At 69.3% G+C, this 12,651-nt stretch carries 11 protein-coding genes; 8 read left to right on the top strand and 3 right to left on the bottom strand.

Annotated features, from left to right (window positions below; all coding sequences use genetic code 11):
* Positions 1-106: 106 nt before the first annotated feature.
* Positions 107-3,079: a glycosyl hydrolase family 95 catalytic domain-containing protein gene (locus tag KUTG_RS35365; RefSeq protein WP_157494973.1), complete on the bottom strand. Its 2,973-nt coding sequence runs from the start codon at positions 3,077-3,079 to the stop codon at positions 107-109.
* 790 nt (positions 3,080-3,869) lie between these two features.
* Here KUTG_RS35365 and KUTG_RS66545 point away from each other — a divergent pair.
* Positions 3,870-4,073 carry a DddA-like double-stranded DNA deaminase toxin gene (locus KUTG_RS66545; protein ID WP_084580142.1) on the top strand — a complete coding sequence of 68 codons (204 nt, stop codon included), beginning with the start codon at positions 3,870-3,872 and terminating at the stop codon, positions 4,071-4,073.
* A gap of 5 nt (positions 4,074-4,078) precedes the next feature.
* Positions 4,079-4,576 (top strand): Imm1 family immunity protein, encoded by a 498-nt coding sequence (locus tag KUTG_RS35355; protein WP_043723055.1) that lies wholly within the window; start codon positions 4,079-4,081, stop codon positions 4,574-4,576.
* 12 nt (positions 4,577-4,588) lie between these two features.
* Here KUTG_RS35355 and KUTG_RS35350 read toward each other — a convergent pair whose 3' ends face one another.
* On the bottom strand, positions 4,589-5,329 hold the full coding sequence (locus KUTG_RS35350) for a FadR/GntR family transcriptional regulator (RefSeq protein ID WP_043723054.1): 741 nt from the start codon (positions 5,327-5,329) through the stop codon (positions 4,589-4,591).
* A gap of 77 nt (positions 5,330-5,406) precedes the next feature.
* Here KUTG_RS35350 and KUTG_RS35345 point away from each other — a divergent pair, with 77 nt between their 5' ends.
* Genes KUTG_RS35345 through KUTG_RS35325 form a run of 5 tightly spaced genes read left to right on the top strand, consistent with a single transcriptional unit; the run spans position 5,407 to position 11,097 of the window.
* Positions 5,407-6,510 carry an enolase C-terminal domain-like protein gene (locus KUTG_RS35345; protein WP_043723053.1) on the top strand — a complete coding sequence of 368 codons (1,104 nt, stop codon included), beginning with the start codon at positions 5,407-5,409 and terminating at the stop codon, positions 6,508-6,510.
* 6 nt (positions 6,511-6,516) lie between these two features.
* On the top strand, positions 6,517-7,548 hold the full coding sequence (locus KUTG_RS35340) for a sugar ABC transporter substrate-binding protein (RefSeq protein WP_043723051.1): 1,032 nt from the start codon (positions 6,517-6,519) through the stop codon (positions 7,546-7,548).
* The gene (locus KUTG_RS35335) at positions 7,545-8,606 is read left to right on the top strand and encodes an ABC transporter permease (protein ID WP_063753605.1); all 1,062 of its coding nucleotides are present in this window, start codon (positions 7,545-7,547) and stop codon (positions 8,604-8,606) included. The genes KUTG_RS35340 and KUTG_RS35335 overlap by 4 nt, the downstream gene beginning before the upstream one ends.
* Positions 8,603-9,595, top strand: coding sequence for an ABC transporter permease (locus KUTG_RS35330; RefSeq protein WP_157494972.1), 993 nt, complete (start codon positions 8,603-8,605; stop codon positions 9,593-9,595). Before KUTG_RS35335 ends, KUTG_RS35330 begins: the two co-directional genes overlap by 4 nt.
* Entirely contained in the window at positions 9,592-11,097 is a 1,506-nt protein-coding gene (locus KUTG_RS35325; RefSeq protein ID WP_043723049.1) for a sugar ABC transporter ATP-binding protein, read from the top strand. Before KUTG_RS35330 ends, KUTG_RS35325 begins: the two co-directional genes overlap by 4 nt.
* A 50-nt stretch (positions 11,098-11,147) precedes the next feature.
* Here KUTG_RS35325 and KUTG_RS35320 read toward each other — a convergent pair whose 3' ends face one another.
* Positions 11,148-12,242: an acyltransferase family protein gene (locus KUTG_RS35320; protein WP_052395760.1), complete on the bottom strand. Its 1,095-nt coding sequence runs from the start codon at positions 12,240-12,242 to the stop codon at positions 11,148-11,150.
* A 127-nt stretch (positions 12,243-12,369) separates the two neighbouring features.
* Between KUTG_RS35320 and KUTG_RS35315 the strand changes: the two genes are divergently transcribed.
* Positions 12,370-12,651, top strand: a 282-nt coding sequence (locus KUTG_RS35315) for a DUF6328 family protein (RefSeq protein ID WP_043723048.1), incomplete at its 3' end; no start/stop codon positions are given.

The following is a 12,651-nucleotide window of genomic DNA, read 5'->3' as shown; positions in this document are numbered from 1 at the left end:
AGGGGCTACCAATCTGCCTTATTTGCGGCTCGTTGGCGGCAATTCTGCGTCATCGTGTCAATAACTTGCAGCCCCGTGACCCCGATTGCCGGCAGGGTATGCCCGTTCAGCCCCTCGCCAGGGCGAACACATGCAGGGAGGGTGTGCCGGCGGTAGCCGACCCGCTCACGGCCGGTAGCCGCACGGTCTTGGCCGCCTTGCCGGCCTGGAGCGGCACGCCGACGTAGAACACGTCGGACGTGTGCTGATAGGTCGTGTTGCCCGGCCGGTTCTGGTACGACGCCTCGACCGCCACGTCACCGCCGCCGCCCCACCAGTCGGAGCTGGACAGGGCGAAGTCCTGCGTGCTGCCGTCGGTGTAGGTGACCGTGCCGGTGCCGCCGGCCGTGCCGTAGGTGGCGGTCACCAGGAATCCCAGGGTGTTGCCGGATCCCGTCAGGGCGATCGTCTGTCCATTGGAGACGGTGTTGTCCGCCGACCCGCTGCCGGCCTGCGACGGCCAGGTGAAGGTCAAGCCGCCGTGGCTGAGGGTGCCGCCGGCCCGAGCGCCGGCGTTGGCCAGCGCGGTCGCGGACATGCTGGCCCCGCCGCCGTCCAGGTTGCCGGGGTTGGTGTTGTTGTCGGCGGTGACGCCGATGTTGTTGTAGGTGGCCGAAAGCGAGTTGGCGACGGTGGCCTTGTCCAGGCCGATCTGCACCGGCCCGAAGTGCTTGGCCGAGTTGGCCGCCGTGCCCGTGACCGACACGAACGGCAGATTCGTGAACGGATCCGCGGCCTTCTCGATCAGGTACTTGTGGCCCGAGGTCGTGTTCACCGTGAACTGGTTGTTGGTCGTGGTGCTCACGGTCGCCCCGGTGTTGGCGTCGACCACCTGCACCGACTGCCCCGGCCACGGGCTGCGGACGGCCATCGCGGCGTTGTCGCCGGCCTCCAGCACCACCGTCACCGGCACACCGCCACGCACCTGGACGTCGACCTTGCTGTTGTGCTGCACCGAAACCGTGCCGTCGCCGTCCCAGTCCGACGGCCAGGCCGGCGCGATCCGCAGCACGCCGTCATAGTCCTGGGCCAGCGCCTCGTTCATGCTCGCCGCGACGATGCCGGTCTCCTCGTTGTACGGCTCGTCGCCGACCGTGCCGAACAGGCTGGCCATGCCCGACACGTACAGCTGGTACTTCTTGACGTTGTTGACCAGGTTGGCCTTGACCTCGCCGGCCAGGCCCAGCCGGGCCGCGTACAGGGCGTCGTAGTCCCAGTCCGCGTTGTTCTGGAACAGCCGGGCGTTGTAGGAGCGCTTGGCCAGCGCGGTGAGCGGGCCGTCGTCGCCGATCAGGCCGTACGAGAAGGTCGCCTCCAGGTCGAGGTTCTCCCCGTTGTGCAGCTCCGCCACCGGCTGCGTGGAGAAGGCGATCACGTCCTGGCCGCCCGCGTCGGCGTCGGCCGTGAGGACCTGCTTGTGCGTGGCCGAGTCGGTTCGCGGCAGCGGCGGGATCTTCTTCTGCGCCGCCTGCACCTGGGTCACGAAGGCCTGGTCGGTGTTCAGCGTCTGCGCCGCCGAGATCACCACCGGGAACAACGCCTGCATGGCCAGGATGTCCGTGACCGGATCCGTGACGTTCCACTGCGTCTCATGGGCGTTCGCCGTGGTGTGCAACAGGCCGTCGGAGCCCTGCTTCGCGTAGGACAGCAGGAACTGCGCCGCCGCCTTCATCAGCGGATAGCCGTTCTGCAGGAAGGACTGGCTGCGGTTCTGTTGGTACGTCTGCCAGATCCACAGGCTCACCTCCGCGCCCGTGGACAGGTCCAACGAGTTGTAGGTGGGCGCGATCGTCGAGTCGCAGGAGGCGTTGTTGGCCGCGCTGCCGCCGCCATAGTAGCCGTTTCCGTTGAACCGCATGGTTTCCGGCACACAGGCGCCCGTCGTGCCCGGCACGTGCTGTTGCGTCCAGGCTTGGATGTTGGCCAGGTTGGAGGTGTACAGGTTGACGAAGCCGGTGTTCAGTGTCGGCACGCCCGAGCTGAGGTTGGCGGCCAGCTGCATGCGCAGGTTCCAGAACCAGTAGTCCGCCGGCACCCAGTCCTGCTTGTCCTGGGAGAACGCGAAGAGGTCGGCCACACCGGCCTGTGTCCCCGGGTATTGGCCGCGGTTGAGGCTGGCCTCCTGGTAGAGGTAGATCGTCCGCAGATTCTCCAGGTACTGCCCGGATCCGTCGGCGGAGTTGACCTCCATCAGGTTGGCGGTCGACCAGAAGCCGTGCCACCAGCCCAGATGGTTGGCGTCCACTGTGGACGCCGTCGCGTCGTTGCCGAACAGCTGCGTGGCGGTGGCCTGGGCGTTGCCGCCGGTCCAGTGCGGCGCCCCGACGACCACCCGGAAGCTGCCGTCCGCGTTGGGATTGAAGGAGGTTCGCACCGTCTGGCCGTTGACCACGGAGGCGTTCACGTTGCGGCCGCCGGCCGTGACGGCGAGCAGGCTGCCGAAGGTCTGGCTGGAGCCGCCGGTCGGGTTGTCCACCCACGTCTCGGCCAGCGTGCCCACCGCGCCGGCCGCCTGGGCCTGCGGCGATCGCCCCGACCACAGGTTTCCCTGCACGGTCTGGGCGCTGTTGGGGTCCGCGCCTTTGACGTCGACCACCAGCTCGTCCTTGTCGGCCCGGACGAAGATCCGGGCCGTCAGGCCGCCTCCGGTCTCCGTGAGCACCCCGTCGTACAGGTCGAGGTGAGCGGCGAAGTCCGCCGCCGCCGTCAGCTTGCTCAGGCCCGGAATCGTAACCTGGCCCGGGGATCTGCGGTCCGGGAACGTGTCGTCCCGGTTGAGCTGCGCCGTGAACCCGCCGGCCGCCCACACCGCCGCGCCCAGCGTGCCGTTCCCCAGGGGCAGGGACTGGGTCGCGGCTCCGTTCGGCGCTGCGAGCACGATGTTCGAGCGGCTCACCACGGCGTGGCGATCGATCTGGAAGGCCCCGTTCTGCCACGCCGTGGTCAACGTCGCGGCCTGGGCCTGGATCGGGATTGTCAGTCCGGCTACGGTCAGGGTGGTCGCCACGAGGACGACTCGTAAGCGGCTGCTGGTGGCCACCATGTCTCCTTTGACAGGTGAGGACAGCAATCATCGGACGTATGATGTAACTCGCAAGTAGTGGACAACACGCGCAAGACCCTGTCAACGACCTGGCCCGCCCCAGATCGTCGCCGACCGTGCTTACGATGCTGCGGCACCGGCAAATGGGGGCAGTTGTGGCGAACCTGGGGGACGTCCTGACCGCACTGGGCCAGGTCGCCGTGACGGTCGAGAGTGCCGGCGCCCATGTCAACGAGGCCACCACAACCCTCAGCTCGGCCGGTGCCACGCTGACCGAAGCCCTGGGTGGCAGCAGCGCCCCGGAGGCCGGTCAGGCAACGGAGCACATGGCCATTGCCATCAACACGACCACCGGGGTGGAGGCGCTGCTGCGCGCGATCTCGACCGCAGTGGGCACCATGGTGGAGCGGATCGTCGCCCCGGGCGGCCCCCCGATCCCCTCCGGTGCGAGGGCGGCACGGGCCCCGGTTGCTGGGCGCACGCATCCGACGCACACACCCGTGCCGCCGCCGAGCGAACGTGACCACGAGTGGGCTGCCCGGATCCGCGACCAGCTCACGGTGTGGAAGCAAGGCCGGTCCACCGAAGCGCTGGTGTTCGACACGGCCGGGCAGGACTGGCAGGTCAACAGCGGTGTGGACGCCGAGTTGACGGCAGCCGCGGAGGAGGCGATCGAGACCATGATCGCCAATGGCGAGGTGGGGGCATCGGCCAACGTGGCCACCAACAGCGGTGAGCGGACGGCGATACGGTACGCGGCCGACCATGCCGAGACGAAGGCGGCGGTGTGGGCGGCGGCAAGCGGTTCGCGGACGTGGTGCTCAACAGGGACTACGTGTGCGGGGACACGTACAAGCCGGGTGACCGGCGGAATCCACCCGGCTGCGTACAAGCGGTCGCGGCTATTCTGCCTGTCGGGTCTCGGATGCGGGTGTGGCGTCGCGGCGTGGCGGCCCCTCTCGTGATCACGGGCCGAGGCAGGAAGGGCTGACCAGGGTGGACATCGAGGTCTTGCGGCGGGTCGGGCGACAGTACTACCGCCCAGGCGACCGCGTACTCCGCCAGCCCGGCCCGGCCGAGGTCGCGGATCTGCTGGACGAGCTGTGCCGGCCGGACGAGGATCCGGAGTGGTGGAACCACGGCGTTGTCGGACGATCCGACGCCAACGACGGGGTGGAGTTCATGGTGGCCCCCCTGACCGGCTACGTGGCGTTGTCGTGGACCGGGAACGGGCAGCGCAGCCTGAACCCGAATCCCTTTGCCGACGCGCCGCTTCTGCCGGTCAGCGGGGATGACGACCCGATGCTGTACTGGCCGCGGTCGGCCTACCTGCCGCCGGCCGAAGCCAAGAAGGCCCTCGCAGAACACATTGTGACGGGTGCTCAGCCCACCGGTGTGCAGTGGCAGCCGTGGGGCTTCGAGGTGCGGCAGCTGCCGGGCTGGCTCAAGCCGGACATGCCGGAGTACAGCGGCTTCCACCTGATCACCGACTGACATCGACTCCGCTCAGCGGCGGCGGGGGCGGCGCTTCTGCCAGGAACGGCCGATGTGGTCGTCCATCTCGGCGGCGGCGCCTTCGACGTCCTTGGCGATGAGGCGCTCGTAGATGGCGCGGTGCTCGCGGTTGGACTGCTCCAGGTCGGCCAGGGTGGGGTCGCCGATGTAGCGCAGGCTGCGGAAGGCCTCGGCGTTGACGGTGCGGATCACGGCGCGGGCCAGGCGATTGCCGGAGGCGGCCATGATCTCGTCGTGGAACTCCAGGTCGGCGCGGTAGAAGCGGGAGGCGTCGGCGACCTCGTCGGTGACGTGCCGCAAAGCGGTGCCGATGCGGCGCAGGTGCTCGGCGTCGGCGCGGGCGGCGGCCTGGCCGGCCATCTGTGACTCCAGGGCCCGCCGCACGTCGACCAAGTCCTCCAGGATCGACAGCTCGGCGTCGTGACGGATGCTGGCGGCCAGCACCACGGGGTCGAGCAGGTCCCAGTCCTCGGTCTCGCGGACGGTGGTGCCCTGCCCCTGCTGCACCTTGACCAGCCGCATGCCCTCCAGCGACTTCACGGCCTCGCGGATCACGGTGCGGCTGACGGAGAACATCTCGCACAGCACGGGCTCGATGGGCAGCGCGCTGCCGGGCGAGATCTCGCCGCCGACGATGCGGTCGACCAGGTCCTCGACCACGGCGGTGGCCAGGCGGCGGGGCCGGCGCGGCCAGCCGGGCAGCGGCTGCGCGGTCTGCTCGTCGAGGCTCACGGCGGTCCGTTCCGTCGGGGAGAAGTCGCCGCGATCATACCCTTGACGACATTCGTATTACGAATTATGTTGCCGCCGTGCGCATCACCGACGTGGCCACGTTCCGCATCCCGCTCCCCGGCGCGAAGCCCGCCTTCGTGTGGCGGCGGGGTCTGCTGGGCTCCAGCCCGGACGGCGAGGCCGCGGTGCTGCGCATCGGCACCGACGAAGGCGTGACCGGGGTGGCCATCGCGACCCGGCCGGGTCTGGCGGCAGCGGTGCCGGACATCGTCGAACGAGTGCTGCGCGAGGCCCTGACCGGCCACGATCCGTTGCAGCGTGAGTTCCTGTGGCACCGGATGTGGGAGCTGGACCGGACCGAGGAGTTCCCGCTGCCGGTGCTCGGCCTGGTCGACATCGCCCTGTGGGATCTGGCCGGCCGGCTGAGCGGCCAACCGGCGTGGCAGGTCCTCGGAGGTTTCCGGACCAAGATCCCGGCCTACGCCTCGACCGTCACCTTCCGCGACGTCGACGAGTACCTCGACGTCGCCACGCAATGCCTCGACCTGGGCTACCAGGCCATCAAGCTGCACGCGTGGGGCGACGCCCGGGCCGACGCCGACCTGGGGCACAAGCTGCGCGCGCACGTCGGCGACGCCGTGCCGCTGATGTACGACGGCTCGGCCGGTTTCGACCTGCCGGACGCGACCTACCTGGGGCATGCCCTGCACGACGCCGGTTTCCTCTGGTACGAGGAGCCGATGCGCGAGTTCAACGTCACCGCGTACGGGCAGCTGGCCCGGGCGGTGCGGATTCCGTTGCTGGTGGCGGAAACCTCGGACGGCGCGCACATGAACACCGCCGACTTCATCGCCGCCGGCGCCGCCACCTTCGGGGTGCGGGCCAGCGCGACGATGCGGGCCGGCATCACCGGGGCGATGCGGACCGCGCACCTGGCCGACTCCTATCGGCTGCGTGCGGAGGTGCTCGGCGACGAGATCCCGAGCCGGCACCTCGCGATGGCCATCTCCAACACCACCTTCTACGAGTCGCTGGTCACCGCGAATCCGGTGCGCCCCAAGGCGGAGATCGACGCCGAGGGGTTCGTGCACGCCCCGACCGGGCCGGGCATCGCGCTGCCGGCCGGCCTGGACTACCCGGCCGAGCTGGAGCCGTACGTCGAGGTGCCTACAGAGAGGTAAGACACCATGCGCACCCCACCACTGACCGTTGCGGTGCTGGCGATCGCGCTGTGCGTGGTCGGTTGTAGCCGCAACACCGTCCACAGTGACCAGTCGAAGCTCGCCCCCGGGCAGGTGAAGGTCGCGCTCGTGCCGGGCGGGCCGCACCCGTACTTCCAGCCGTGGAAGAACGCCATGCAGCAGGCCAAAACCGACTTCAAGCTCGGCGACGTGACGTTCAACGAGACCTCGGCGTGGAACCAGACCACGCAGAACTCGGTGCTGAAGTCCTTGGCGGCGCAGGGTTTCAATGCCTTCGGTGTGTTCGGGGTGTCACCGGACACGATCAACTCCACCTTCGGCGACCTGCGCAAGCAGGGATTCCACCTGGCGTCGCTGGGTTCCTGCCCGGCCGGCGACACCGACAACGCCGACTTCTGCCTGGCCACCGACGTGCGGCAGGCGGCCTACAAGGCGGCCAAGTCGGCGATCGAGGCCATGGGCGGCGCCGGGAACCTGGTGCACCTGACCGGGAACAAGACGGACTCCAACACCACCCGCCGGATCCAGGGCGTGCAGCAGGCCATCGACGAGACCGGCGGCAAGGTCAAGCTCATCCAGACCGTCACCGATATCGACACCGACCTCCAGACCGCGCAGAAGGCCGTGGCCGACCTGATCGCGGCCAAGGGCTCGCAGATCAACGGGATCGTCACCACCGCGTACAACCCGGCCGTGGCCTCGGCGGCGGCGGTGAAGTCGGCCGGGCTGCCGGTCAAGGTCGTGGCCATCGACGACGACCCGACCATTCTCGGCGACATCAAGGACGGCTCCGTGGCGGCGTCCGTGGTGCAGAACCCGGTGGGCCAGGCCTACATCGGCTCGTACGCACTGTCCAAACTGGCCGGTGGCTGCACGATGAAGACGTCCGGCCAGGTCATCGACTCCGGCTCGTTCGTCGCCACCTTGGACAACGTGGACACCTACGACACGCAGCGCCAGCAGCAGACTTCGCAGCTGCGCAAGGACTTCGACGACAAGTACCTGATCTGCTCATGAGGATTCCGTTCTGGGCCAACCCGCGCCTGGGCCTGCTGGTCGTCATCGTCGTGCTGGTCGCCGTGTTCACCGCACTGCGGCCGGCCTTCCTCGACGTGGGCCTGACCATCGTGCCCATGCAGTCCGACCTCACGGTCTTTGTCGTGGTCGGCCTCGCCCAGCTGGCCGTGCTCTCGTTGGGGCACATGAATCTCGCCGTCGGCCGCATGGCCGCCGTCTCCGCCTTCGCCTCCGGCTGGGCCTACGACAAGCTCGACGTTCCCCTGCCCGTCGGACTCCTCATCGGCCTCGCCGTCGGCGCACTGGTCGGCGCCGCCGCCGGCTGGACCATCGCGGCCACCGGCGTGAACTCGTTCGTGGTCACCCTGGCCCTCGACTTCGCCCTGATCGGCCTGGTCTCGTTGCTGTACAGCACGTTCAGCGACGGCGTTGCCTTCCACGTCGCCCCCGCCGGGCTCGACATCCTGCGCGGCGACACCTTCGCCGACTACTGCATGGGCGACCTCTGCGGGCCGCCCATTCCGCTGGTGGTGCCCATCGCCTTGGTGGCGGCCTTGGCCGTCGGCGTGTTCTTCCGTAATTCGAGGTTGGGCCGGGAGATCCTGATGACCGGCTCCAACCTCCAGGCCGCCCGGCTCTCCGGCATCCCCACCCGCCGGCGTGTCATCCAGGCCCACATGCTGTCCGGCTTGTTGGCCGCCCTGGCCGGGTTCCTGCTGGCCGTCAACAACGGGGCGTTCTCCGCCGACATCGGCGGCTCGTTCCTGCTGCCCTCCTTCCTCGGGCCCGTGCTCGGCGGCACCTTGTTGGCCGGCGGCGCGGTGAGCGTGTTGGGCACGGTGTTCGGGGCCGCGCTGACCGAGGTGATCCAGACCGGCTTGAACCTGCTCCAGTTCGAGGTGGAGAAGTTCAAGATATACATCGGGATCGTGTTGCTGGTGGCGCTGTCGCTGGACCGGCTCCGGCACGTGTTGGCGGAAAGAAGGAGCGGAGGCACCGCGGCGCCGCGCCCGGCAGCCGATCCCGTGCCGGCGGAGCACTCGGGCGGTGCGGCATGACTTCCACGCGACCGACCATCGAATCCGGGCCGACCGACCGCGTTCGCCCCGCAATTTCTCTTCGCAGCACCGAATTCACCCTCGCTGTGCTCGCCGTGGTGGCCTACATCGTGCTGGCGCTGACCACCCACGGCAGCGTGCTGCATGCCGACACGCTCACCGCGATCTTCCAGTTCCTCGCCGTTCCCGTGGTGATCGGGCTGGCGCAGATGGTGGTGCTGGGCGTGGGGCAGATGAACCTGAGCGTGGGCGTGGTCACGGGGTTCTGCGCGATGGTGACGGCCTGGCTGATGGTGGACGTGGGCCTGCCGGCATGGCTGGCGCTGGTGGCGGGCATGGCGACGGGGGCCATGATCGGGCTGGCGAACGGGCTGATCGTGGTGCTGACCAGGATCAACGGGTTCATCGTGACGCTGGCGACCATGACAGTCATCGACGGCCTGCGGTACGGCGTGCACGGCACGGCGACGTACCAGGGCTACTCGCCAGGGCTGACCAAGCTGGGCCAGGGCGCGATCCTGGGCGTGCCAACGGTGTTCCTGGTGGCGGTACTGGTGGCGATCGCGGTCGCGGTGTTCTTCCGGCGTATGGCGGCGGGACGGCGACTGCTGGCCAGCGGCGGAAACCCGCTGGCGGCAAGGCTTTCCGGGGTGTCGAACGACCGGTCGCTGGTGCTGGCCCACCTGCTGTCGGGGCTGCTGGCCGGCGTGGCGGGGGTGATCGTGGTGGCGCTGAGCGGCTCGGTGAACGCGACGATCGGCGACGACCTGCTGCTGCCGAGCTTCGCGGCGCCGATCATCGGCGGGGTGGCGCTGGCCGGTGGCGTGGTGAGCGTGGTCGGCACCTGCCTGGCGGCGCTGATCGTGCGGCTGGTGGACGTGGCGCAGGCGCAGTACTCGATCAACCCGGACTGGGTGGACCTGATCGTCGGCGCCGTGGTGCTGGGCGCGGTGCTGATCACGCAGCTGCGGGGAAGGGCGGCGAAATGACCGTCACGGCGGAGAAACTCGTCAAGGTGTTCCCGGGCGTGCGGGCGCTGGACGAGGCGACGCTGCGGCTGGAGCCGGGCAGCGTGCATGCGCTGCTGGGTGAGAACGGGGCCGGCAAGAGCACGCTGATCAAGATCATGACGGGTGTGCTGCGCCCGGACGGCGGCCGCATCGTGCTGGCCGACGGCGGCGATGCGCACTTCGGCGGCCCGCACGACGCCCAACGGGCCGGAATCGGTGTGGTGCACCAGGAACGGAACCTGATCCCGGCGTTCTCGGTGGCGGAGAACATCGCACTGTCGGCCGTGCCGCAGCGATTTGGCTTCGTGGAAAGGAAAACCACGCGGGCAATCGCCAAGCGCTGCCTCGATCAGCTCCAGGTCGAGCTGGACGTGGACCGGCCGGTCTCCTCGCTGTCGGTGGCGCAGATGCAGTTGGTGGAGATCGCCAAGGCGCTGGCGGTGGACTCCCAGGTGTTGCTGCTCGACGAGCCGACGGCGTCGCTGACGTCCGACGAAGCCCAGCGCCTGTTCACGGTGATGCGCGCGTTGCGGGATCAGGGCCACGCCATCGTGCTGGTCAGCCACAAGCTCGACGAGGTCTTCGCCATTGCCGACACGGTCACGGTGCTGCGCGACGGCCGCAGCGTCGCCGAGGCGCAGCCGCTGGCCGACTTCGGCCACGACGAGATCGTCGACCTCATGGTCGGCCGCGCCCACGCGGTGCTGGAGCTGGCCCGCACGCCGGTCGACCGCGATGCCGTGCCGGCGCTGGAACTCGACAACGTCAGCACCGCCGACGGCCACCGGGACGTGTCGCTCACGGTGCGTCCCGGCGAGATCGTCGGTCTGTACGGCCTGGTCGGCGCCGGCCGCAGCGAGCTGGCCCGCGCGGTCCTCGGCCTCGACACGATTACCGCCGGCGCCGTGAAGATTCGCGGCGAGCGGGCGCGGATCCGGGACGTCGGCGAGGCCCTTCGCCGCTACCGCATGGGATACGTCACCGAGAACCGCAAGGAGGAAGGCGTTTTCCTGGAGCAGCCGATCAGCCGCAACATCGCCGTCACGGTGTGGCGGCGCCTGGCCCGCTTCGGCCTCGTCCGCTCCCGCGACGAGAACGCCCTGGTCTCGACCTACCAGGAGCGCCTCGGCATGCGCCTGTCCGGCCCCGCGCAGCTGGCCGGGCAGCTCTCCGGCGGCAACCAGCAGAAGGTCAGCCTGGCCAAGTGGCTGGCCGCCGACTGCGACATCCTGGTCATCGACGAGCCCACCGTCGGCATCGACGTGCGCACCAAGGCCGCCTTCCACGAGCTGATCGTCGGCCTCGCCACCGACGGCCTGGCCATCCTGCTCATCTCCTCCGACCTGCCCGAAATGGTCACGCTGGCCGACCGCGTGCTGGTCATGCGCGACCACCAGCTGGTCGGCGAGATCGACAACGCCCACGACTACGAGCGCACGTCACAAGCGGTGGGTCGGCTCCTGCACATGACTGGACGCTGAAGTTGAGCAAGGCTGGTCACGGTGGCGGCCGGCACTGAGCGGCGACGCGGTCAGACTGTCGCCAGCTCCTGCTGCTTGCGCCGCGGCCGGGTCAGGAACCGCCGGCACGGCGTCTCCACGTACTCGTACAGCACCCACGCCAACCCCAGTGACACCGCGAAGATGCCGGCCACCACGAACAACTCCGGGGTGCTGTGCAGCCGCATCAAGCCCGGCTCAGCCCGCCGGACCACGCGGATCACCAGCAGGTGGATCATGTAGAACGCGAACGAGAGCTCGCCGAGCCGGACCATGGTCCGGGACCGCCAGAACGAGTGGTCGTTGCGCAGGTCGGCCACCGCGGCGGCCGGGATGAGCACGCCGAAGCCGATGATCGTGGCGACCGAGAAGGCGTACTCCCGCGGCCACACCGGCACCAGGAAGTAGCTGACCAGCATCACGCCAACGGCGATCTCCAGCCGTGGGCCGCGCCAGGCCTCCAGCGCGACGAGCCGGGCCAGGGCGACGCCGAGCGTGAACTCGCCGAGCCGGGCGGCCGGGAACGACTGGAGCCAGTGCGCCGCCGGAAACTCGCCCTGGATGACCGCCGGCAGGAGCACCAGGCCCACGCTGACCAGCGCGAAAACCCAGGCGCCACGGGCGGAAAGCCGTCGCGCCAACGCGCCCCAGATCGGGAACGTCAGGTAGAAGAACACCTCGCACGCCAGCGTCCAGCTGACCGTGTTCAGCGACTGCTGCAATTCCGGGACCCACGAGTGGACCAGGAACATGTTGGCCAGGAATACGCCGAACTCCGGCACGCCGTAGAAGACGTCCGGCCGGGCCCAGTGCCCGAGGGTCGCCCCGAGCACCACCGTCAGCAACGCCGTGACGACGTGCACCGGGTAGATCCGGGCCAGCCGACGCCGCCAGAACCGCAGCGGGCTGTCCCCCGGCCGGGCCGACCACATCAGCACGAACCCGGACAGCACGAAGAAGAACGAGACCCCGATCTCACCCCCGCCGAACACCACCGACGCCACCTTCGAGCCGGCGCTGGCCGGATCGAGCATCGACGCGACGACGATGTGCAGGCCGAACACCAGCAAAGCGGCGGCCCAGCGCATTCCGGTCAGTGACGGCAGGTCGGCTCGGGTGACGGTCACGGGAAGACGTACGCCTCTCGATCGGGTGACGGTTCGCCCGCCAACATACGTCACCTCTCCGATGACTCCTCACGCACTGTGCGCGACTGTTGAACTCCCGGTGTCCCCGCGATGAACGGATCCAGTCATGACGCACCTTCCAGCCACGGCCCGTAGTCACCACGAGACCCATGACAGCTGGAACTTCGCGGCCCGCGGGGAGACACCGACCCAGCGGCTGGATCGCAACTACGCGGAGTTGCTCCAGGAGATCCGGGTCGCCCAGACCGGCGTCCAGCTGCTGCTGGCGTTCCTGCTGTCCCTGGCCTTCACGCCACGGTTCGGCGCGCTGGGCGAGTTCGACCGGGGCGCCTTCGTCGCCAGCCTGGTGCTCGGCGCGGCGGCGACGGCGCTGCTGATCGCCCCCGCG

This window comes from Kutzneria sp. 744, assembly GCF_000568255.1.
Lineage (GTDB): Bacteria > Actinomycetota > Actinomycetes > Mycobacteriales > Pseudonocardiaceae > Kutzneria.
The sequence above is the reverse complement of the archived record's forward strand: the minus strand, read 5'-3'. Positions and strand labels throughout refer to the sequence as shown.